We start from the raw sequence: 21,837 nt of genomic DNA on the forward strand, positions 1-21,837 counted from the left end.
TTAAACAATGAATATTGTATATGAAAAATTTGTTCTTAAATTATTTACAGCTTTGATGTTGTTAATTGGTATATACTGGTTGTTTTCAAGTTTAACTTTGTTAGGTAGTGCACCAAATCCATTACTATTTGTATTGGCAATTTTATTAATGTTCTTGTTTTTGATGCCAAAGTTTAGTAGAAAAGTTATTAATGTTTTACTTGAGTACAAAATATTAATATTCCTATTCTCTATCTGTTTTCAATTACTAATATTATTTTCAACAATCTTAATGATCCGGTCTGATGCGGCAATGGTATTTAATGGTGCAATGAAGATTGTAGATAATTCAACTATTTCAACTTACTTATCATATAATCCCAATAATCTATTTTTATTTTTATATGAAAGAGTTTTTTATAATTTATTTAAAAATAATGCAATTTGGATCATGCAGTTTTTAAATATATTTTATGTAAATCTATCTAGTTATCTACTATATATTGTCTCAAAAAAGTTTATTTCACAAAATGTAGCTGATATTGCATTCCTATTATTTACATTTCTTATTACACTTACACCACAGTTTGTAACAATGTATACAGATGTGATGGTTTTACCAATTATCACTATTCAATTATATTTAATATTTGAAATTCTTAACAAAGATAATGAGATTAAATCTTTAATCCTTAAAGTCATTCTTTTAGCAATTACCACGGGTATTGGATATACCATAAGACCAACTTTATTAATATTAGTAATGGCATTCTTTATCATTTCTTTTATTTACAAAGGTTATAAACAATTCCTAGTGTACTTTGCTGTTTTCTCATTAATATTTGTTCCGACCATTACAATTTCTAAATCAATTAATAATAGTCAAAATGTTGTTTCAATAAAAAAAGAGTATGCCAAAACTCCACTGGCTTTTATTGACCTAGGTTTAACATATATAGGTACAAATCAAATCGAATTCCAGAATGGATTATCTATGTTCGTTAACGAGAGTACTAAGGTAGATTCCGAATATGATGGTAGATACTCAAACGAAGTAGTCAAGAAGGACATAAAGAGAAGATTAAAAGAATATAATTTAAACACATTTATTGGACATTTGTTGTATAAGCAGTCTGCCACTGTGAAAGATGGTAGTTTAGGTTGGAATTATAAGGATGCTTCCAAAGAAGGTGCATTCTTCATAAATCCTATGTATCAAAATCATAAAGATAATAGAATTTACAATTTTTTTAGAAATTATATTATCTATACAGATAGACCAACTTTTAATTATTATCGAGTCTTTTTACAAATTATATATATTATTATGATTATTGGATTTGTTATTAGCTTTATCAAAGTAAATAACTCATTAATTTCACAGACACTCGCAATTGCTGTTTTTGGTGGTTTACTTTTTCTATTAATCTTTGAAGGTGGTAAATCTAGGTATATGATTCAATTTTTACCACAAATAATATTATTATCAGGTATAGGATTTAACAATCTCAGTATTAAGTTAAATACTCTAAAACGGTTTGTATAAATTAGAAAAGGTCTTAATAATGAAAAAACTTAGTATTATAATTCCTTGTTATAATGAGGAAGAGACAATTTATCCATTTTTAAACGAGACTAAAAAAATAGAGAAATTGATGCTTGATGATTTAATATTTGATTATATTTTTGTCAATGATGGGTCATCTGATAAAACTCTCGATGTTTTATGTCAGGCTTCTAAAGAGTATCTAAATGTAAATTATCTCTCTTTCTCTAGAAATTTTGGGAAAGAAGCTGCCTTACTAGCTGGTCTTGAAGAATCAGATGGTGATTTAGTTACTGTGATGGATGTAGATTTACAAGACCCACCTGAATTGTTAATTCCAATGTTAGAGAAGATTAATGATGGTTTTGATGTTGTAGGAACTCGAAGAGCTGATCGAAAAGGTGAGCCAGTTATTAGATCATTTTTTTCCAAATTATTCTATAAACTTATAAATATTGTTTCTGATACAGAGATGGTTGATGGTGCTAGAGATTTTCGCTTGATGACTAGGCAAGTTGTAAACAGTATTCTTGAACTAGGAGAAGTTAATAGATTTTCGAAAGGCTTATTTGCATGGGTAGGATATAAGACTACATATATTTCTTTTGATAATAGAGATAGAGTAGCAGGAGAAACTTCTTGGAGTTTCTTTAGCCTATTGAAATACTCCTTGGAAGGATTTATAAATTTTTCAAGTGCCCCATTAGAATTAGCAACTTGGTCAGGTATTCTGTCGTTCTTATCAGCTATTTTTGGAATAATATTTATTATCCTTAAAAAAATCTTTATTGGAGATCCTGTCTCTGGTTGGGCAAGTACAATTTGTATTATTTTACTCTTGGGCGGGCTTCAATTATTGGCTTTAGGTATAATAGGAAAATATATTGCAAAAATTTTCTTAGAGACTAAAAAACGTCCTGTATATATAATAAAAGAAAAAAGTGATTTGTAATTATGCTAAAAAAGATATTGAATAATGAAGTTTTTAAATATTTGTTTTTTGGTGTTTTAACTACACTTGTCTACATGCTTGTTAGGATGATATGTTTTTCTGTGACTAAAGAAGCAACTTTGTCAGCTTTGGTTGCTAATGTTGCAGCTGTTGTATTTGCATTTATTACTAATGATATTTTTGTTTTCAACCAGGTTAGAGCTGGTTGGTTTAACCGACTAGTTAAGTTTAGTATTGCTAGGATAGCAACATTAGTACTTGATTTAGCTTTGGCTTATCTTTTAGTTGAAAAATTTCCAAATATTATTGGTCAATTTGTTAATCATAATATCAGTCTTGTTAATGCTGTTGAGACAATCATTGGTCAAGTGCTAGTCATTGCTCTAAATTACGTTTTCAGTAAATTATTTATTTTTAAAAATAGCAAATAAACTACAAGTAATCCAATGTTCAACAGTAGAACTAGGATTGCTTTTTTAGGTTAGTCAGTTTGAAGCATATATGAATTAATGTTATAATTATTTAAATATTAAATTGAAGGTCGGTTACCATTTTGAAACTTAAAAACAACATATTTTTAATAGCACCTTTTGTTTTAAGCATGCTTTTTGTACAAAAGAATGTCTTGGCAGAAGATGTCTTGGTAGAGCCTAATACACCGTCTACTACAACAACTACAAATATTAATAATACCACACCAGTATCTACTGATTCTGGATTAACTCAAGAAACTAACAGCATAGTAGGTACAGGAACTAGTGTACCAAATCAAGAGATTTCTTCATCAGATGTATCTGTAACAGCTGAGGTTCCTGTTTCTGAATTAAATCTTAGCCAAACAACAAGTACAACTATAACTAGTCAGTCAGTTGTGCTTAGTTCAACTGAAGCAAATATTCAAACTAATGAGAGTACTGATATTGCTTCAACTGTCACAGCAGATGAAGTAAATCAAGTGGCTTCTTTATCTGAAGAAATTAGTGCTCCAGAAAAACAAATGGCATCAGTAACAATGCCGGCAACAACTACAAGTCCTGTAACCGCCACAGCTGATGATACAGGCATATCGATTACTTATAACCAACCAATTCCAACAGATGCTTCCATACTATATGCTGTATGGGGAGATGTTAATAATCAAAATGATTTAGTGTGGTATACAGCTTCTGCTCAAGGAGCAGCTTATGTTGATTTTTCTCGACATAAAGAATTTGGCAGCTATCATATCCATGCTTATCAAAAATCAGATGGTGTCATGAAAGGGATTACTACCTTAGAAGTGACATTATTGAAACCACAAGTAACAAGTCAAATTACGCAAACTAGTCCATCGAGCTTTACAATTAACGTTAATAACGTACCAGATACCATTACAAGTGTTTCTATTCCTGTATGGACTGATCAAAATGGTCAAGATGACCTCAAGTGGTATAAAGCTAGTAAAGTAGCAACTGGTAATTACCAAGTATTAGTAAACATTGCAAATCATAATAATGAAAAAGGATTATACAAAATCCATATTTATGGTCAAAGTACAATTACTGGTGGTCAAATTGGCTTGTTGACGACTACTTTTAGTAATGTTGAAACGAAACCTAATGCAACTGTTTCGGTAACTAACTATCAAGAGACCAAAACTAGTTTCACTGTAAATGTGGTTGGTACTAGTCAGACTAAAACTATTTCGAGTGTTTCGATGGCGGTATGGTCGGAATCAGCTGGTCAAGATGATTTAAAATGGTATAAGCCTCAAATTTCCAATAATAGCACAAGTCAATTGATTGACATTGCCAACCACAGCAATACTTCTGATAATTATATTGTTCATGTCTATACTAATTATACCGATGGAAGTAAAGTTGGTACTAATCTTGGTAGTTTTAAAATATCTAAAGAAGTAATTCAACCAGTTATTATTCAACCAAAAGTTACTGTATCAAATTACCAAGCAGATATAGGGATCTTAACAGTCGATGTTCAAGGTGGTACAAAAACGATTAAAAAAGTTAGTGTAGCTGCTTGGTCCTTATCTGACCAATCCAATATACATTGGTATCAAACGACTGATTTACTTAATCAAACAGCTAGCATTCAGGTCAATGAGGCACTACATCAATTTTTAGCCGGCAACTATACAGTTCATACTTACATCGATTTTAGTGATAATACAAGAAGTGGATTTAACCTAGGTCAATATTACTTTGAAAGTACCGGGAAATCAGCTTCACAGGGAAATTATGCCATTATTAATAAGGTTGTCTATCTTGATGCTGGGCATGGAGGTTATGATCCAGGCGCGAGCTATTTCAACCAAACAGAGAAAACCTTGAACCTTGCAATGCAGAATTTAGTGAAAACGAAGTTAGAGGCTGCAGGATATAAGGTTGTCTTAACGAGAACAGATGATAGCTATATGGATCTATTACCTCGTTCAGAAAAAGCAAATAACTCATTATCTGACCTTTTTGTCAGCATGCACTTTAATGCTTCGACAGCGAGCACAGCAAATGGTATTGAAACATATTACTATGAGTACTATCCAGAGTACCCATCAAAAATTAACGAAACTTTCCATAATGATGCTGAACGACTAACTCGTAGCTCAATGTTGGCTAATGCCATTCAAGCTGCTACTGTGTCAAATACTGGCGCGAAAAACAATGGCGTACTTAGGAACACATTTGCTGTCTTAAGGGAAACAACAGCCCCAGCTGTGCTTCTTGAACTAGGTTACATGTCAAATCCGACAGAGTTCCAAAGAATTAACTCAAGTGCTTATCAAGAAAAACTAGCACAGGGAATTGTTTCTGGAATTTTATCCTACTATAAGACTTACACAATTTAGTATAATGAAAAGGCTTAAAAATCATCTGAAAGAAGAGTTTTTTAAGCCTTTCTGTGTTATAATGTTATTGATTAAGTTATGAGGTGAATTATGCAATATCAAACTTTGTTAGACAGATTTATAAAATATGTCAAAGAAAATACGCGAAGTAATCCTGACTCAACAACTACACCAAGTACTGAAAGTCAAGTTGCTTTTGCATTGAATATTTTGCAACCAGAAATGGAAGCAATTGGTTTAAGTAATGTTCATTATATTAAAGAAAATGGTTATTTAATTGGTACATTACCAGCAAATAGTGCTACATTAACACGTAAAATTGGTTTTATTGCTCATATGGATACTGCTGATTTTAATGCAGAGAATGTTAGCCCACAGATTATTGAAAATTATCAGGGTGGTAAGATTGAACTTGGTCAATCAGGCTATTCACTTGTTCTAGAAGAGTTTCCTAATTTAAATAATTATCTTGGACAAACCTTGATTACAACTGATGGTACTACTTTACTTGGCTCAGATGATAAATCTGGGATTGCTGAAATTATGACAGCAATAGAGTATTTAGTTGCTAATCCAAAAATCGAACACTGTGAAATTCGTGTAGCCTTTGGGCCAGACGAAGAAATCGGTGTTGGAGCTAACAAGTTTGATGTCGAAGACTTTGACGTTGATTTTGCTTATACAGTCGATGGTGGTCCACTTGGTGAATTGCAATATGAAACCTTCAGTGCGGCAGCTCTAGAGCTTAAATTTATGGGCCGTAACGTCCATCCTGGTACTGCTAAAGGGCAAATGGTTAACGCTATGCAATTGGCGATTGATTTTCATAATCAATTGCCAGAGGCAGATAGACCTGAAAAAACTGATGGCTACCAAGGCTTCTATCATTTACATGGTATGTCAGGCAGTGTAGAAGAAGCGGAAAGCTCTTATATCATTCGTGATTTTGAGGATCAAGCCTTTGAAGCGAGAAAAGCTGAAGTTCAAGCTATTGCTGATAGAATGAACCAAGAACTTGGTGCTGAGCGCGTGCTTGTTACCTTGTCAGATCAGTATTACAATATGAAAAAAGTCATTGAAAAAGATATGACACCAATTACGATTGCTAAATCAGTTATGGAGAATCTTTCTATTAAACCGATTATTGAGCCAATTCGTGGGGGTACTGATGGGTCTAAAATTTCCTTTATGGGAATTCCAACACCAAACATCTTTGCCGGTGGCGAAAATATGCATGGTCGTTTTGAATTTGTTAGTCTTCAAACTATGGAACAAGCAGTAGATGTTATCATAGGCATTGTTCAAGAGGCTTAAGTGACTGTAAAAATGGAGGGGACAAATGATAAAAATATTTGGTAAAATTCGTTACCATTGGCAACCTGAGTTATCTTTTTCCATCATTTATTGGTCAATTGCTTTTGTTCCTATATTTATAGGACTGTCTCTCTTATATGAGCGGACAGATATTCCCAGTCAAGTCTTTGTCCTATTTGCTATCTTTATTATCCTAGTTGGTATTGGTCTTCAACGGTATTTTATTATTGATGAAAAACGAGGAATTATAAAAATCGTTTCTTTGAAATTTTTTGGTCCTCGTCGGATTAAAATTAAAGATATCAGAAAAATTGAAGTTACTAAATCAACTATTACAATTTTTGCAAAAGGAAAAAAACACCTGTTTTATATGCGAAAATGGCCTAAAAAATATTTTTTAGATGCCTTGGCAATTAATCCTAAATTTAGAGGTGAAGTCGTTCTTGTTGATAATTTGGTAAATTTAGATTATTTCGAAATTTATAAAAAAGATAAAAAGCCTCTTACTGGATTGTAAGGGCTTTGGTAGGGCAAGATTTGACTGCTAAGATAGCGTCTTGATCTGTAGGGTCGATATTTTGACTTAAGTTTTGTGAATCTGAGAATTTAACGATTCCATCATCTTGATAGTCAAAGAGGCTTGAATAGGTTTGGCAGAGCCCACAGGCAATGCATTTTTCTGGAATAATAGATACTTTCATAGTATTATTCTAATATGAATTTGTTAATTTAACAAGGGGGAGAAACATGGCTAAAGAACCATGGGAAGAAAAAATTGTAAAAGATTCGAGAGAATCCAGGACACGACATGCGAGGAGTGCACTTCTTAGTACACCGTGGTTAACAGCACTCTTGAGTGTGTTCTTTGTTATTATTGTAGCTATTTTATTCATTTTTTTCTACACTTCAAACAGTGGTGGTAATAAACAAAATGATACTATTGGATTTTATGGGGCTTCTTCTTCAAAGGCTTCAAAAAAATCTGACAATAAAAACAAAACAACAAATACTAAAGATTCAAGTAAAGCTACAAGTAATGATGAAGCATCTGGTACAAGTACTGATGACAGTTCTAGTTCTTCAAGTTCAAGTGCTGAAGGACAAACAATTGTTGTTCAACCAGGTGAGGGTGTAGCTTCCATCGCAGGAAGAGCTGGAATTAGTGTTGAAGAATTACAAGCACTTAATCCAGACCATATGACTCAAGGGTATTGGTATGCTAACCCTGGAGATGCAGTTATTATCAAGTAGTTGAAGAGGAATTTATGAAAGCCATTAAAATAGCGATTGATGGTCCAGCTTCAAGTGGAAAAAGTACTGTAGCCAAGATTATTGCAAAAGATCTTGGCTACACTTATTTGGACACTGGTGCTATGTATCGCTCAGCGACATATATCGCATTAAAAAATAAATACACTGAGCATGATGTTCAAGACATATTAGATAATCTTGCTCAAACACCTATTTCATTTAAGAAAGCAAGTGACGGTAGTCAAAAAGTATTTCTTGGTGATCAAGATGTTACATTGGATATTAGACAAAATGATGTCACAAATAATGTCTCTTGGGTATCAGCTATTCCAGAAATACGAGAAGAATTAGTTAGACAACAAAGACGTATTGCTGAAACTGGATCAATTATCATGGATGGTCGTGATATTGGAACAGTAGTTTTACCTGATGCAGAATTAAAAATATTTTTGATTGCTTCAGTGGATGAACGTGCACAAAGAAGATACAAAGAAAATATTGAAAAAGGTATCGAAACTGACTTAGAACTCTTAAAACAAGAAATTGAAGCAAGAGATTATAAAGATAGTCACCGTAAAGTTTCTCCTCTTAAAGCGGCAGAAGATGCTATTGTTTTTGATACAACGGGGATTGATATATCGGGTGTTGTAAAATTTATTGAAGAAAAAGCAAAAAAAATGATTGACATGCAATAGTTACTATGGTATTATAGTAACAATGAGAAAAGCAGAAGTGAGAGCTTCTCGCCTTGCGACTTAGGTTGTCTGGCCCAACATGTCAAATCCAATAGGATATAAATGTGTGCGGGCCTGATTTATCAGGCTCGTTTTCGTTTTTCTCTAAAAAAATAAAGAGGTGAAGATCATAGCTAAAAAAGATCTATTCATTAATGATGAAATTCGCGTTCGTGAAGTTCGTCTAGTTGGTCTAGAAGGTGAACAATTAGGTATTAAAACATTATCAGAAGCTCAAGCACTTGCTGATTCTTTAAATGTTGATTTGGTTTTAATCCAGCCACAAGCTGTTCCTCCGGTTGCCAAGATTATGGACTATGGAAAGTTCAAATTTGAGTATCAAAAGAAACAGAAAGAACAACGTAAAAAACAAAGCGTTGTGACTGTTAAAGAAGTGCGTTTAAGTCCTGTTATTGATAAGGGAGACTTTGAAACAAAACTTCGTAATGGTCGTAAATTCCTTGAAAAAGGAAATAAGGTTAAAGTTTCTATCCGCTTTAAAGGGCGTATGATTACTCATAAAGAGATTGGTGCAAAGGTTCTAGCTGAATTTGCTGAAGCAACTCAAGATATTTCTATTATTGAGCAAAGAGCAAAAATGGATGGTCGCCAAATGTTTATGCAACTTGCACCAATTACCGACAAGAAATAATTGTCATTGTTATATACTAAGTTAAGAGGAGAATACTAAAATGCCAAAACAAAAAACTCACCGCGCATCAGCTAAACGTTTTAAACGTACAGGTTCTGGTGGTTTGAAACGCTTCCGCGCCTTCACTTCACACCGTTTCCACGGAAAAACTAAAAAACAACGTCGTCATCTTCGTAAAGCTACAATGGTAAGTTCAGGAGATTTCAAACGTATTAAAGCAATGCTTACAGGTCTTAAATAAGATACCCTATAGCATTTACTAGATTTATTAGAATTATTTGGAGGAAATATAAATGGCTCGTGTTAAAGGTGGAGTTGTTGCACGTAAACGTCGTAAACGTGTATTAAAATTAGCAAAAGGTTACTATGGAGCAAAACATATCTTGTTCCGTACTGCAAAAGAACAAGTAATGAATTCTTATTACTATGCATACCGTGACCGTCGTCAAAAGAAACGTGACTTCCGTAAATTGTGGATTACACGTATCAACGCAGCTGCTCGTATGAATGGTTTGTCTTACTCACAATTAATGCATGGTTTGAAACTTGCTGAAATTGAAGTTAACCGTAAAATGCTTGCTGACTTAGCAGTTCATGATGCTGCTGGCTTTACAGCACTTGCAGACGCTGCAAAAAACAAACTTGGTAAATAATTACTTAACAAACTAATGCTAGTCATTAGTTTGTTTTTTGTATATAAAAAACAGAATGATGACTAGCATCATTCTGTTTTTGTTTTAGACTCATTATTATCTTTTTTATCTCCTTGCTCTTCGCTGGAAGAAGAACTAGAGGATGAAATTTCTTTTCCTCCACCGTCAGGGTATAAATCTAGATATGAAGGAGCCTTAAATAAATCACGTGTAGTCTTCTGATCTCGTTTATCATATAAACTAGTTGATTTATTTCCTAATTTCTTTTCGAGTGCTTTCATTTGTTTAAGCTGTTTTGTATAGATAAATTTAGTTGCATCAACTTGTTTTAAACCATTATCTTTATCAAAACGTAACAAATCACCAGTTTGGACAGTGTCACTAGCAGTTAATTGATTAGTGATAGCTTCTCTGATTAATTTAGTCTTTTCTATTGTTGCCTGATCCGGATTGGTAATTTCAGCACCAGTTTTGGTGTCATATAATCGACCACTATAGTTTGTAAAGTCAGGTGTCATATAAGTACCGCTGGTCCTTTGGGCAACAATTTGCTTGTTTTGAGGAGATAATAAATCTTGTCCTAATAGGACATAATTACTTGTGTTAACTCCTAAAATATGTAATAAAGTTGGTAAGGCATCAATTTCACCACCAAAGGTTTCTTTTATGCCACCTTCTTTATATCCTGGGATATGAATCATATAAGGGACTCGTTGAAGCATTGCATTATCATATTCTGACCAAGTCTGAGGGTCTTTACCAAGTAATTCAGCTAAGCTAGTATTACGTGAATTTGAAATCCCATAGTGGTCACCATACATAACGATAATTGAATTATCATATAAACCAGAAGCTTTCAGATAATCAAAGAAGGATTTTATTGAAGCATCTAAGTAATTTGCTGTTGCAAAATAGCCGTTGATAGTTTCATCATCAGTATTAGCTAATGGGAATCCTTCTTCTTGTTCTTCACCTTTTAAACTAGTATATGGGTAATGATTACTTACTGTAATAAATTTAGTATAGAAAGGTTGTTGCATTCTTTCTAGATAGCGTATGGAATCTTTAAACATATATTTATCATTAAGGCCATACTGGAAGGAGTTATTTTTATCTTGCTTTTGGAAGTAACTAGAATCAAAGAAGTAGTTATAGCCCCACTGCTTATAAGCATTATTTCGATTCCAAAAAGTTCCAACATTTCCGTGGAAAACAGCACTTGAGTAGCCGCCATTTTGATTTAAAATAGTAGGTGCAGAAAACTGAGTATTGTCGCCACCATAGTTAACCATAAAGGAACCACTATTTAAACCAAATAATGAATTTTCCATCATTGTCTCTGCATCCGAAGTTTTCCCAGCTTTGACTTGATGGAAAAAATTAGAAAAGGCTAGGGTTGAGTTTGAATGATATAAAGAATTTAAAAATGGTGTAACTTCATATTCTTTTCCATCTGCTTGGAGTTTATAATCAATTATAAATTGTTGGAAGCTCTCCAAGTGAAGAACAATAACATTTTTGCCCTTGGCGATTCCGTAATATTTTGAATCTGGAGCAGCATAATGTTCTTTAACATAAGATTTAACGTCAATTAATTCGTTTGCAGTAGCCCCATTTCTTTCTTTTTGAGCCTGATAAGTTTGGTTACCACTATAAGCAGTAAATGCTGGTAAACCTAATGCCCTTACTACATATGTATTTGAAAAACCACGTGTAAGAAGTTCTGGGCGATCAATTTCAGCCATAAATAAATTGATAGAAGCAAAAAGTAAGGAAAGTGCAGTAATTGCAAATGACGCACGTTTATTAAATGGTCGATGATCAAGTGTAATTCTTTTTCTTGCAAAGAGATATCCTAAAATAATAAAGTCGATAATAAAAATGATATCCCAAATTCGGACCAGATTAACAGCAGAATCGCCTAAACCGGCTGAAACTTTACTTGAAGCAAGCATGGCGCTTACTGTTATGAAATCTGAGAATTCACGATAATAAATTGAATTTGAAATTAACAGTAAGTTTAAAATGATATAAATTATCCAACTTACAATATAAAAAGCCTTAGTATTTCTGATATATAAGGAGCAACCTAATAATAGTAAGGCAAATGGTATTGGATTAATTAAAGATAGAAGAACTTGGTAAAGATTACCTAGTTCAAGACTAAAGTCGAAGTGATAGGCCCAAATTGTTTTGAACCAATAAATAGTAACTAGGATAATAATAAATCCTAGTCGTGTGTTAATTAAGTTTGATAAACGTTTTTTTAATCGATTCACAGTAAGAACATCCTCGTTTATTTTCCAAGTTATGAAGGGTTAATATGTTAAAGTATAACGATGTTAACTAAAAACTAACTTAAAGTTTAAATTAAGAAAATAGTTTTTAGCTCGTCATTTTTTAAAATATTAACGGACTAGGAATGTGTAATATTATTTTTAATGAGTTCTGTCATTCAGAAGTTTGTGTCGCAAATTTTATCGAGCACAAAAATCCCAAATTAAATTATATCAAAAAATAGGAGCTTGTGCTCACCATAAGTTCAAATTTAGTATGAATTTTACTTATAATTTGTTATAATATAGACTATGAACAAACTCTATATTAATTCTTTTGTTGAAAAGAAGTTATCATCTGGGGTTCAATTGCTTGATGAAAGGGACTTTGATCAACTCGATCAACTCGATCAACTAGTTAGCCTATTTGGTAAATCAAATAGGCAAATTGGAACTGCTTATCTTTCTAAACAAAATAAAGGCATTGGTTGGTTTATTGGGAAAAATATAGATCAGTTAAGTATACCTTTCTTTGAAAAGTTGTTTAAAAAAGCTAAAGAAAAGCGGTCAAACTATACTAAAACAGATAGGACAACTGCTTACCGTGTTTTTAATCAAGAAGGAGACCATTTTGGTGGCCTAACGATTGACATCTATGGCGACTATGCACTTTTTTCTTGGTACAATACTTTTGTGTTCAAGCACAAAAGTATGATAATTGATGCATTTAAAACTGTTTTCCCGGATATAAAAGGTGCCTATGAAAAAATTAGATTTAAAGGTTTAGACTTCGAATCTGCCCATTTGTTTGGTGAAGTTGCACCAGAAACTTTTATTGTTAAAGAAAACTCTGTCAATTATGCAGTATTTTTAAATGATGGATTAATGACAGGTATTTTTTTAGACCAACATGATGTCAGAAAAGCTTTAGCAAGTGGCCAGGCAAGTGGTAAAACTCTACTAAACATGTTTTCTTATACAGCAGCATTTTCCGTCGCAGCAGCTATTGGTGGCGCGAGAGAAACAACTTCTGTTGACTTAGCAAAACGCTCTCGTGAACTATCACAAGCCCATTTTAAAGCAAACCAAATTGATACAAGTAACCATCATCTGATAGTGATGGATGTTTTTGACTATTTTAAATATGCTAAGCGTAAAGGCTTAAGTTTTGATATAATAGTTATTGATCCACCCAGTTTTGCTAGAAATAAAAAACATACATTTTCCGTTTCTAAAGATTATCATAAGTTAATCGCTGAAGCATTGGAAATTTTAAAGCCCCAAGGACAGATTATTGCTTCTACAAATGCATCTAACCTAACTGTAGAACAATTTAAAAAACAGCTCCTTAAAGGGTTTGGAAATCGGAAACCACAATCGATGAGTTTGCAACAATTACCCAAAGATTTTACAATAAACCAATCAGACGAAAGAAGTAATTATTTAAAGGTATTTACAATAAAGGTACGATAATGAAATTAGTAGCTCCGATAATGCCAAGTAGTTTTGAAGAGGCGCGTGAAATTGACGTCTCTAAATATGATGGTGTAGATTTAATTGAATGGCGAGCAGATTATCTTCCTAAGGAAGATATTATGACTGTTGCACCAGCTATTTTTGAAAAATTTTCAGGACGTGAAATTATTTTCACTTTACGAACTAATCGTGAGGGGGGGAGAATTGAACTTGAAAATCAAGAATACATTGACTTAATTAAAGAAGTTAATGCTATTTATAATCCAGACTTTATTGACTTTGAGTATTTTTCACACAAAGATGTCTTCAATCAATTGCTTGAATTTCCAAATTTAGTTTTGTCTTATCATAATTTTGAAGAAACGCCTGAGAATTTAATGGAATCATTTTCAGAAATGACAAAATTGGCTCCACGGGTAGTAAAAATTGCTGTTATGCCGAAAAGTGAACAAGATGTTTTAGACTTAATGAACTACACTAGAGGATTTAAAGCATTAAATCCTGAACAAACCTTTGCAACAATGTCTATGGGTAAACTTGGAAGACTGTCCCGTTTATCAGGTGACGTCATTGGTTCATCTTGGACCTTTGTTTCAATGGACCATGTCAGTGCTCCAGGTCAGGTTTCTTTAACAGATATGAAAAAAGTAAAAGCAATTTTAGAAGCCGATAATTAATGAAAATGAGCATTATTCTAGTGAAAACTAAAATAGTGCTTTTTTAATGAAAGGATAATAATGCGATTTTTAACAGCAGGAGAATCACATGGTAGTCAATTAACTGCCATTATTGAAGGAGTACCGGCAGGATTAAATCTGAACGAAAATATCATTAATCAATCACTAAAACGTAGACAAGGTGGTTATGGCCGTGGTGCTCGCATGTCGATTGAAAATGATAAAGTAATTATTTCATCAGGAGTTCGTCATGGACAAACGACAGGGGCACCTATTACATTGACTGTTATTAACAAAGATCACCAGAAGTGGCTCGATATTATGGCGGTTCAAGAAGTAGACGGAAAGATAAAGTCTAAACGCCGAGTTAAGCATCCTCGACCAGGACACGCCGATTTGGTAGGTGGTATTAAATATGGCTTCGCAGATTTAAGAGATGCTTTAGAGAGGTCATCGGCTCGAGAAACGACGATGAGAGTTGCCGTTGGAGCTGTCGCAAAACAAATTCTCATAGAGTTAGATATTGCTATTTTAAACCACGTTCTTGTTTTTGGTGGCAAAGAGGTCCAAGTTCCTCTTAACTTAACTTTTTCTGATTTACATAAAGCTGCTTTGGAATCTGACTTGTCAATTACCAATAAAGCTCAGGATAATGAAATTAGAGATTATATAGATCAAGTCAAAAAAGAAGGCAACACCATTGGTGGCGTAGTTGAGACCATTGTAAGAGGTGTTCCAGCTGGTCTAGGTTCTTATGTTCATTGGGATAAAAAGTTAGATGGGAAAATGGCACAAGCAGTTCTATCTATCAATGCATTTAAAGGTGTTGAGTTTGGGATGGGATTTGAGATGGCCTATTTAAAAGGGTCAGAAGTGATGGACCCCATTCAATGGTCTATGGAAGAAGGTTATAGCCGTCAGTCAAACCATCTAGGTGGATTTGAGGGAGGGGTAACTAATGGAGAAGATTTAATCATCAAAGGTGTGATGAAGCCAATTCCAACTTTGTACAAGCCTCTAATGTCCGTCGATATAGATACCCATGAACCGTATAAAGCAACGGTTGAACGCTCAGATCCAACAGCTTTACCGGCTGCTGGAGTGGTAATGGAACATGTTGTGGCTACTGTCTTAGCAAATGAACTATTGGAAAAATTTTCATCTGATACGATGACTGAGTTAAAAAAAGCTTTTGCTGATTACAAAGCTTATGTTGACAGTTATTAGGCGACAGATGTAATTATCTTATGATATGATATGAACATAAAAGATCAAAGGAGAAATCTTATGTCACAAGAAATTTATGACTATGCCAATAAAATTGAAAGAGCTTTAAGAGCTCTTCCTGAGTATAAAAAAGTAGAATCTGCTAAAGATGAAATAAAAGCAGATGAACAAGCCAATCAATTGTTTGATGAATTTGTTGGAATGCAAGAAAAAATTCAAAATATGATGCAAACTGGACAAATGCCAAGTCCAGAAGAACAAGCTGAAATCCAAGGTTTAAGTCAAAAAATTGAAGCAAATGACTTATTAAAAGCATACTTTGATGCACAACAAGCATTATCAGTTTATGTAACTGATTTGGAGCGCATCATCTTTACACCACTTAAAGATTTACTTTAATACTCTTAAAAACTTAGATTGTTTTCAATCTAAGTTTTTTTGTCGATTTTATTTCTTGAGGCCAGTTTTTAAATGTGTTACATTATTATCAGAAAGTATGAAGGTAAATGTATGAAAAAATATGATTATATAGTAATTGGGGGCGGAAGTGCAGGCATTGCTTCTGCTAATCGTGCAGCTATTTATGGTGCTAAAGTATTGCTAATTGAAGCTTCAGAGATTGGGGGAACCTGTGTAAATCTTGGATGTGTACCTAAAAAAGTGATGTGGTATGGTGCTCAAGTGGCAGAAACAATCCAAACCTATGCTAAAGATTATGGTTATACTTTAGAAAATGTTGACTTCAATTTTGCAACATTAAAAGCTAATAGACAAGCCTATATTGATCGTATCCATCAGTCCTATCAAAGAGGATTTGAATCAAACGGAGTGGAACGTATCAATGCCTATGCTAGTTTCATTGACGCCCATACTATAACAGCAGGAGATGAAACCTATACTGCTCCGCATATTCTGATTGCAACTGGTGGACATCCGGTTATTCCTCAAGACGTTCCTGGAGCAGAATTAGGAATTACTTCTGATGGTTTTTTTGCTTTGGATGATATTCCTAAACGGACAGCTGTTATTGGTGCAGGCTATATTGCTGTAGAAATTGCAGGTGTCTTAAATGCTCTAGGGTCACAAACTCATTTACTTGTTCGACATGATCGTCCACTAAGAAGCTTTGATAAAGATATCGTTGCAAGTTTAATTGATGAAATGGCAAATACGCAGATCCAACTCCATACACAGACGCAAGTACAAAGTTTGCAAAAACAAGAAGATAATTCAATTTTATTGACTAAAAATGATGGTAGCCAGTTGGAAGTTGATCGGGTTATTTGGGCAATAGGGCGTCAATCAAATGTTACAGGATTTGGCTTGGAAAATACAGGTGTCGAACTAGATGAGCAAAACTACATTAAAACTGATGAATATGAAAATACAAGTGTTCAAGGGATTTATGCAGTAGGTGATATCAATGGTAAGCTTGCACTTACTCCGGTTGCAGTTGCTGCCGGTAGAAGACTCTCTGAACGTCTATTCAATGACAAACCAAATGAAAAGTTAGACTATACCAATGTTCCGACAGTTATTTTTAGCCATCCAGCAATTGGTTCAGTAGGCATGACAGAAGAAGAGGCAATAGAAGTTTTTGGTGAAGACGATATCAAGGTTTATCAATCTTCATTTACTTCAATGTACACTGCCGTAACGGACCATCGCCAGGTGTGCAAAATGAAGTTAGTTACTCAAGGGGAAAATCAAAAAATTGTTGGGCTTCATGGTATCGGCTATGGAGTTGATGAAATGATTCAAGGATTTGCAGTTGCAATCAAGATGGGGGCGACAAAGGCAGATTTTGACAACACAGTAGCAATTCACCCAACTGGTGCAGAAGAATTTGTGACAATGAGATAAATAAAAGCTCTCCATCAGGAGAGCTTTTATTTAATATTTGAATGAATGTAATCCCTTACCTCTGAAATAAAGTAGAGCGAGCCAGTAACGACATATAAATCATCACTTGATTTACTGGATTCAATCCAATTTCTAAAATCACTAATTCTTGGAAACTGATCAGGATAGTTTTCCAATTGTTCAGCTTCGAAAAAATTAAAAGTTGTCACTATAACATCAAATTCGCTTAAAATTTCAAGAAGCTCGCGGAGTGGCTTACGACGAAGGCCAGCAAAAAGAATATGAATTTTGCTGTCATCGAAATTTGTAACTAGCAAATCCTTCAGTTTTGTTACCGAGTCAGGATTATGTGCGCCATCCAACATCAGGTTTGAAGTTACAAATTCCGTCCGACCAGGCCACCTAACATCAGCCAAAGCTTGAGGGAATGCCTGTGGATTTAATTTCGGAAATTCTTTTTGCAATAGCAAAGCTGTCATGATTGCTAGACTTGCATTTTCCTGTTGGTGTTTGCCAAGAAGCTGTAGCTTTACACGCTCGATCGATTGATTCTGCCAGTGGAAATCAAATGTCTCTCTGTTAGAATTTATGGAAAAAGCTGTGCCTAAGGAGTACACGGTGCTCTGGTTTTTGTGAGCTTGTTCCTCAAACACTTTTGCTGCGCTGGATTCCAATTTCCCTAAAATCAAGAACTCATGCCCCTTTAAGACACCCGCTTTATGTTGGGCAATGCTTGACAAAGTTTGTCCCAATTTTTCTTGGTGATCAAGGCTAATTGAGGGACAGACAACAGCTAGGGCTTGAAAAACATTTGTCGCATCATTTTTTCCACCAATGCCGGCTTCTATGATGGCTAGATCAACCGGATTAACTTCTGCAAAATAAATGAACATCAGTAAGGTTACAATTTCAAATTCAGTTGGACGATCCCATTTGGTTTCTAATGGGAGACCTTGAATATGCGGTTTTAAAATTAAAACGCATTGGATTAAATCTTGGTCTGATATATCTTGTCCATTAATGGCAATCCGTTCATTAAATCGGGTAATAAAAGGTGATGTAAAACTACCAGTCTTGTAACCTGCTTGAGAAAAGATGGTGCGTAGATAGGCAGTTACGGATCCTTTGCCATTCGTTCCAACAACATGGATAGCTGGAAATTTTTTTTGTGGGTTATGCAGTTGATTTAGCAACCAGTTCATCAGTTCTAAATCAACCTTTCGACCAAATGCTTTAAAACTATGTATCCAATTGAGTGCTTCTTGAATAGTCATCTTTATTTCCTTATATTTGGTAAAATTTGACAAAAATCAAGCCTGAGTATTCACTCAGACTTTCGATTTATTGTGTATTTGTGCTTGTTGTGGTATCACTTGGAACGGTTTCTTGACTAGATGATGATGACTGATTACTATCAGGATTATTAGTTGTAGTAGTTGTGGACGTATCAGTTTCGATTGAACTACTTGGAAGACTTGAACTTTGATCAGTTGATTCTTGACTATTGTCTGATTGCTTGCTTGACTCTTTTTCAATAATTTTAACAATAGTTGAACTTGAATGATCTGCAGAATTATCTTTATTGTTTGCATCCTCAGGGTGAAGGGTACGCATAATCGTAATGGTTGCGACTATAATGGATAAAATCCCCCCGACTAAGGCAATTGTCTTTTGCAGTGCTGACAAGCCAGTTACGATGTGTTTTGCTGGGACCGATTTTTTGTTTGGTGTTTTAGCTTTACGTGAATAATTTGATGACATGCTTACTCCTTATATATAAGTATTCCTTATTTCATTCTTACAATTAACTTTTGAATAAAAAGTTCACTTAATAGTATATGCTTCAAAAAAAACTTAGTCAACCATTTACCTTACCTTTTAGCTACAAATTGGTGCCGATAATTTTTCTTAAAAATTATGCTTCTGGCATTTCAATTAATTTGTGATAAAATAGAGTGATTGATTATAATAGGAAGTGACAAATGATATATTTTGATAATGCTGCAACTACAATGCCTGACCCTCAAGCTTTGAGAACCTATCAGGAAGTTGCCAGTAAAATTTATGGTAATCCCTCTAGCTTGCATAAACTAGGAACAAATGCTAGTCGTATTTTGCAAGCCTCACGTAAACAAATAGCTGATCTTTTAGGATGTAATGAGCAAGAAATCATCTTTACTTCAGGGGGTACAGAAAGTGATAACTGGGCCCTTAAAGGTTTAGCCTTTGAAAAAGCAAGTTATGGCAAACATATAATTGTTTCTGATATTGAACACCCTGCGGTTAAAGAAAGTGCCAAATGGTTGGAAAGCCAAGGTTTTTCAATTTCATTTGCACCGGTCACTAAGGATGGATTTGTTGATGTAGAGAAACTAGCGAATTTAATTCAACCTGATACAATCCTTGTTTCGGTTATGGGGGTTAATAACGAAATTGGTTCTATTCAACCCATTAAAGCTATTTCAGAACTTTTATCTGATAAGCCAGGCATTGCCTTTCACGTTGATGCTGTTCAGGCAATCGGTAAAATTCCAACTTCAGAATTTTTAACAGACCGTGTCGATTTTGCATCTTTTTCGGGACATAAGTTTCATGCTGTTCGAGGCATTGGCTTCCTCTATATGAAGACCGGCAAACGACTTACTCCCTTATTAAATGGTGGTGGACAAGAAAAAGGTCAACGCTCGACAACTGAAAATCTACCAGCTATTGCTAGTATGGCTAGGGCTTTACGTCTTTTAAATGAACGTGAAGAAAGTGCTTTGAAAAAGATATCAGTTATGAAGCAAGTCTTATTTGAAGCCTTATCAATGTATAAGGATGTAACTGTTTTTTCAGGTATAGAAGGCTTCGCACCGAACATCCTGACTTTTGGGATTAAAGGAGTACGAGGAGAAGTTTTGGTCCATGCTTTTGAAAGTCATGAGATTTATATTTCTACTACTAGTGCCTGTTCATCTAAGGCCGGCAAACCAGCAGGAACGTTACTTGCTATGGGAGTGCCTTTGCAAGATGCTCAGACAGCCGTTCGAATTAGTTTAGATGACGATAACGATATGGGACAAGTTGAACAATTCTTAACAATCTTTAAGCAGATTTATGATAAAACACAGAAAGTAAGATAAAATGCAATACTCAGAAATTATGGTTAGACACGGTGAGTTGTCTACTAAAGGAAAAAATCGCATGCGCTTTATTAATAAATTAAAGCGCAATATACAAGATGTTCTTTCAATCTATCCAGAGATTAAAGTCCATTCTGACAGAGATAGAACTCATGTCTTCTTAAATGGCACCCCCTATGAACCAGTGATTGAAGCTTTGAAATTAGTTTTTGGTATTCAAGGTCTATCTCCAGTGTATAAAGTAGAAAAAAGTGTACCTGTTTTGGTTGAAACCGTTCAGCAAATTATGACAGGCCTCTACTTTGAAGAAATGACATTTAAAATTTCTGGGAAGCGCAGCGATCACAATTTTGAATTAGACAGTACTGAATTAAATCGCATACTTGGTGGAGCTGTTTTTGAAGTTTTACCTAATATTAAAGCCCAAATGAAAAAACCGGATGTTAATTTAAAAGTTGAAATCCGAGATGAAGCAGCATATATCTCATATGAAGATATTAAAGGTGCTGGCGGATTACCTGTTGGAACTTCTGGTAAAGGGATGTTAATGCTATCCGGTGGGATTGATTCACCAGTTGCAGGCTACTTAGCATTGAAACGTGGTGTAGAAATTGAAGCTGTTCATTTTGCTAGTCCACCTTATACAAGTCCAGGTGCTTTGAAGAAAGCGCAAGAATTGACACGTCGTTTGGTTAGATTTGGTGGAAATATTCAATTTATCGAGGTTCCATTTACTGAAATTCAAGAGGAAATTAAGGATAAAGCTCCGGAAGCCTACTTAATGACATTAACTCGTCGTTTCATGATGCGTATTACTGATGCTATTCGTGAAAGTCGTAGTGGTTTAGTAATTATTAATGGAGAAAGTTTAGGTCAAGTAGCTAGTCAAACTTTGGAAAGTATGCAAGCAATAAATGCCGTAACTACAACACCGGTAATTCGTCCTGTTGTCACTATGGATAAATTAGAAATCATCGATATAGCTCAAGCTATTGATACCTTTGATATTTCAATTCAACCATTTGAAGATTGTTGTACAATTTTTGCACCTGACCGTCCTAAGACAAATCCGAAATTGAAGAATGTTGAAAAATATGAAGAACGCTTTGACATCGAAGGATTAGTGGCGCGTGCAGTAGCCGGTATAATTGTTTCTGAAATTGGTCCAGAGCAAACAAGTGATGATATGACAGATCTAATCGACTCAATTTTATAAAAAGAATCCAACTGTTTGGATTCTTTTTTCTATATTAAAGGGCTTTCAAAT

The 21,837-nt window shown here is 34.3% G+C and carries 22 protein-coding genes and 1 other annotated feature; of the genes, 18 read left to right on the forward strand and 4 right to left on the reverse strand.

Going from position 1 to position 21,837, the window contains the following annotated elements; genetic code table 11:
- Positions 1-7 precede the first annotated feature (7 nt).
- From SPB_RS01370 to SPB_RS01395, 6 genes are all read left to right on the forward strand, one after another.
- Positions 8-1,525, forward strand: coding sequence for a glycosyltransferase-like membrane protein (locus SPB_RS01370; RefSeq protein ID WP_003103673.1), 1,518 nt, complete (start codon positions 8-10; stop codon positions 1,523-1,525).
- 19 nt (positions 1,526-1,544) lie between these two features.
- On the forward strand, positions 1,545-2,477 hold the full coding sequence (locus SPB_RS01375) for a glycosyltransferase family 2 protein (protein ID WP_003104402.1): 933 nt from the start codon (positions 1,545-1,547) through the stop codon (positions 2,475-2,477).
- A gap of 2 nt (positions 2,478-2,479) precedes the next feature.
- The gene (locus SPB_RS01380; RefSeq protein ID WP_003102735.1) at positions 2,480-2,908 is read left to right on the forward strand and encodes a GtrA family protein; all 429 of its coding nucleotides are present in this window, start codon (positions 2,480-2,482) and stop codon (positions 2,906-2,908) included.
- Between the two features lie 170 nt (positions 2,909-3,078).
- Positions 3,079-5,322 (forward strand): GBS Bsp-like repeat-containing protein, encoded by a 2,244-nt coding sequence (locus tag SPB_RS01385; RefSeq protein ID WP_003104221.1) that lies wholly within the window; start codon positions 3,079-3,081, stop codon positions 5,320-5,322.
- Positions 5,323-5,412: 90 nt separating this feature from the next.
- Positions 5,413-6,636 carry a peptidase T gene (gene pepT, locus SPB_RS01390; RefSeq protein WP_003103632.1) on the forward strand — a complete coding sequence of 408 codons (1,224 nt, stop codon included), beginning with the start codon at positions 5,413-5,415 and terminating at the stop codon, positions 6,634-6,636.
- A 25-nt stretch (positions 6,637-6,661) separates the two neighbouring features.
- Complete coding sequence (locus SPB_RS01395; protein WP_003104539.1) at positions 6,662-7,153, forward strand: EbsA family protein; 492 nt, start codon at positions 6,662-6,664, stop codon at positions 7,151-7,153.
- Here the strand turns inward: SPB_RS01395 and SPB_RS01400 are convergent.
- Positions 7,140-7,337 (reverse strand): ferredoxin, encoded by a 198-nt coding sequence (locus SPB_RS01400; protein ID WP_003102781.1) that lies wholly within the window; start codon positions 7,335-7,337, stop codon positions 7,140-7,142. The two genes, SPB_RS01395 and SPB_RS01400, sit on opposite strands and share 14 nt — an antisense overlap.
- A 46-nt stretch (positions 7,338-7,383) precedes the next feature.
- On the opposite strand from SPB_RS01400, the gene SPB_RS01405 reads away from it, so the two are divergent.
- From SPB_RS01405 to rplT, 5 genes are all read left to right on the forward strand, one after another.
- Positions 7,384-7,887: an SAG1386/EF1546 family surface-associated protein gene (locus tag SPB_RS01405; protein WP_003103656.1), complete on the forward strand. Its 504-nt coding sequence runs from the start codon at positions 7,384-7,386 to the stop codon at positions 7,885-7,887.
- A gap of 14 nt (positions 7,888-7,901) precedes the next feature.
- A complete protein-coding gene (gene cmk, locus SPB_RS01410) occupies positions 7,902-8,582 on the forward strand; it encodes a (d)CMP kinase (RefSeq protein ID WP_003102803.1) in 681 nt (226 codons plus the stop codon).
- A gap of 23 nt (positions 8,583-8,605) precedes the next feature.
- Positions 8,606-8,728: a sequence feature (ribosomal protein L20 leader region), on the forward strand.
- 14 nt (positions 8,729-8,742) lie between these two features.
- Positions 8,743-9,273, forward strand: a complete 531-nt coding sequence (gene infC / locus SPB_RS01415) for a translation initiation factor IF-3 (RefSeq protein WP_003105630.1) — start codon at positions 8,743-8,745, stop codon at positions 9,271-9,273.
- Positions 9,274-9,313: 40 nt separating this feature from the next.
- Positions 9,314-9,514: a 50S ribosomal protein L35 gene (gene rpmI, locus SPB_RS01420; protein ID WP_003099936.1), complete on the forward strand. Its 201-nt coding sequence runs from the start codon at positions 9,314-9,316 to the stop codon at positions 9,512-9,514.
- 52 nt (positions 9,515-9,566) lie between these two features.
- Complete coding sequence (rplT, locus tag SPB_RS01425) at positions 9,567-9,926, forward strand: 50S ribosomal protein L20 (protein ID WP_003103029.1); 360 nt, start codon at positions 9,567-9,569, stop codon at positions 9,924-9,926.
- Between the two features lie 68 nt (positions 9,927-9,994).
- Here the strand turns inward: rplT and SPB_RS01430 are convergent, their stop codons facing one another.
- Positions 9,995-12,205: an LTA synthase family protein gene (locus tag SPB_RS01430; protein WP_003105988.1), complete on the reverse strand. Its 2,211-nt coding sequence runs from the start codon at positions 12,203-12,205 to the stop codon at positions 9,995-9,997.
- 309 nt (positions 12,206-12,514) lie between these two features.
- Here SPB_RS01430 and SPB_RS01435 point away from each other — a divergent pair, with 309 nt between their 5' ends.
- The 5 genes from SPB_RS01435 to gorA all read left to right on the forward strand — a co-directional run bounded on the left by SPB_RS01435 (position 12,515) and on the right by gorA (position 17,445).
- Positions 12,515-13,675, forward strand: coding sequence for a class I SAM-dependent rRNA methyltransferase (locus tag SPB_RS01435; protein ID WP_003104611.1), 1,161 nt, complete (start codon positions 12,515-12,517; stop codon positions 13,673-13,675).
- Positions 13,675-14,355 (forward strand): type I 3-dehydroquinate dehydratase, encoded by a 681-nt coding sequence (aroD, locus tag SPB_RS01440; RefSeq protein ID WP_003103566.1) that lies wholly within the window; start codon positions 13,675-13,677, stop codon positions 14,353-14,355. The genes SPB_RS01435 and aroD overlap by 1 nt, the downstream gene beginning before the upstream one ends.
- Before the next feature lie 60 nt (positions 14,356-14,415).
- Positions 14,416-15,582: a chorismate synthase gene (gene aroC, locus SPB_RS01445; RefSeq protein WP_003102401.1), complete on the forward strand. Its 1,167-nt coding sequence runs from the start codon at positions 14,416-14,418 to the stop codon at positions 15,580-15,582.
- Positions 15,583-15,642: 60 nt separating this feature from the next.
- A complete protein-coding gene (locus SPB_RS01450) occupies positions 15,643-15,981 on the forward strand; it encodes a YlbF/YmcA family competence regulator (RefSeq protein ID WP_003105820.1) in 339 nt (112 codons plus the stop codon).
- A gap of 111 nt (positions 15,982-16,092) precedes the next feature.
- Positions 16,093-17,445, forward strand: coding sequence for a glutathione-disulfide reductase (gorA, locus tag SPB_RS01455; RefSeq protein ID WP_003104592.1), 1,353 nt, complete (start codon positions 16,093-16,095; stop codon positions 17,443-17,445).
- A 26-nt stretch (positions 17,446-17,471) separates the two neighbouring features.
- On the opposite strand, the gene SPB_RS01460 is transcribed toward gorA, so the two are convergent.
- Together SPB_RS01460 and SPB_RS01465 are read right to left on the reverse strand one after the other, a co-directional pair.
- Positions 17,472-18,719 (reverse strand): bifunctional folylpolyglutamate synthase/dihydrofolate synthase, encoded by a 1,248-nt coding sequence (locus tag SPB_RS01460; RefSeq protein ID WP_003104230.1) that lies wholly within the window; start codon positions 18,717-18,719, stop codon positions 17,472-17,474.
- Between the two features lie 67 nt (positions 18,720-18,786).
- Positions 18,787-19,206 carry a DUF6556 family protein gene (locus SPB_RS01465; RefSeq protein ID WP_003102892.1) on the reverse strand — a complete coding sequence of 140 codons (420 nt, stop codon included), beginning with the start codon at positions 19,204-19,206 and terminating at the stop codon, positions 18,787-18,789.
- A gap of 221 nt (positions 19,207-19,427) precedes the next feature.
- Here SPB_RS01465 and SPB_RS01470 point away from each other — a divergent pair, with 221 nt between their 5' ends.
- Positions 19,428-20,570, forward strand: a complete 1,143-nt coding sequence (locus SPB_RS01470) for a cysteine desulfurase family protein (RefSeq protein ID WP_003104444.1) — start codon at positions 19,428-19,430, stop codon at positions 20,568-20,570.
- A 1-nt stretch (position 20,571) separates the two neighbouring features.
- Positions 20,572-21,786 (forward strand): tRNA uracil 4-sulfurtransferase ThiI, encoded by a 1,215-nt coding sequence (gene thiI / locus SPB_RS01475; protein WP_003105143.1) that lies wholly within the window; start codon positions 20,572-20,574, stop codon positions 21,784-21,786.
- Positions 21,787-21,837 lie beyond the last annotated feature (51 nt).

Source organism: Streptococcus parauberis NCFD 2020, assembly GCF_000187935.1.
Classification (GTDB): Bacteria; Bacillota; Bacilli; order Lactobacillales; family Streptococcaceae; genus Streptococcus; species Streptococcus parauberis.

Coding starts and splice junctions, on each gene's coding strand:
- SPB_RS01370 (WP_003103673.1), top strand. CDS start 8: ATGAATATTGTATATGAAAAATTTGTTCTTAAATTATTTACAGCTTTG.
- SPB_RS01375 (WP_003104402.1), top strand. CDS start 1,545: ATGAAAAAACTTAGTATTATAATTCCTTGTTATAATGAGGAAGAGACA.
- SPB_RS01380 (WP_003102735.1), top strand. CDS start 2,480: ATGCTAAAAAAGATATTGAATAATGAAGTTTTTAAATATTTGTTTTTT.
- SPB_RS01385 (WP_003104221.1), top strand. CDS start 3,079: ATGCTTTTTGTACAAAAGAATGTCTTGGCAGAAGATGTCTTGGTAGAG.
- pepT (WP_003103632.1), top strand. CDS start 5,413: ATGCAATATCAAACTTTGTTAGACAGATTTATAAAATATGTCAAAGAA.
- SPB_RS01395 (WP_003104539.1), top strand. CDS start 6,662: ATGATAAAAATATTTGGTAAAATTCGTTACCATTGGCAACCTGAGTTA.
- SPB_RS01400 (WP_003102781.1), bottom strand. CDS start 7,337: ATGAAAGTATCTATTATTCCAGAAAAATGCATTGCCTGTGGGCTCTGC.
- SPB_RS01405 (WP_003103656.1), top strand. CDS start 7,384: ATGGCTAAAGAACCATGGGAAGAAAAAATTGTAAAAGATTCGAGAGAA.
- cmk (WP_003102803.1), top strand. CDS start 7,902: ATGAAAGCCATTAAAATAGCGATTGATGGTCCAGCTTCAAGTGGAAAA.
- rpmI (WP_003099936.1), top strand. CDS start 9,314: ATGCCAAAACAAAAAACTCACCGCGCATCAGCTAAACGTTTTAAACGT.
- rplT (WP_003103029.1), top strand. CDS start 9,567: ATGGCTCGTGTTAAAGGTGGAGTTGTTGCACGTAAACGTCGTAAACGT.
- SPB_RS01435 (WP_003104611.1), top strand. CDS start 12,515: ATGAACAAACTCTATATTAATTCTTTTGTTGAAAAGAAGTTATCATCT.
- aroD (WP_003103566.1), top strand. CDS start 13,675: ATGAAATTAGTAGCTCCGATAATGCCAAGTAGTTTTGAAGAGGCGCGT.
- aroC (WP_003102401.1), top strand. CDS start 14,416: ATGCGATTTTTAACAGCAGGAGAATCACATGGTAGTCAATTAACTGCC.
- SPB_RS01450 (WP_003105820.1), top strand. CDS start 15,643: ATGTCACAAGAAATTTATGACTATGCCAATAAAATTGAAAGAGCTTTA.
- gorA (WP_003104592.1), top strand. CDS start 16,093: ATGAAAAAATATGATTATATAGTAATTGGGGGCGGAAGTGCAGGCATT.
- SPB_RS01460 (WP_003104230.1), bottom strand. CDS start 18,719: ATGACTATTCAAGAAGCACTCAATTGGATACATAGTTTTAAAGCATTT.
- SPB_RS01465 (WP_003102892.1), bottom strand. CDS start 19,206: ATGTCATCAAATTATTCACGTAAAGCTAAAACACCAAACAAAAAATCG.
- SPB_RS01470 (WP_003104444.1), top strand. CDS start 19,428: ATGATATATTTTGATAATGCTGCAACTACAATGCCTGACCCTCAAGCT.
- thiI (WP_003105143.1), top strand. CDS start 20,572: ATGCAATACTCAGAAATTATGGTTAGACACGGTGAGTTGTCTACTAAA.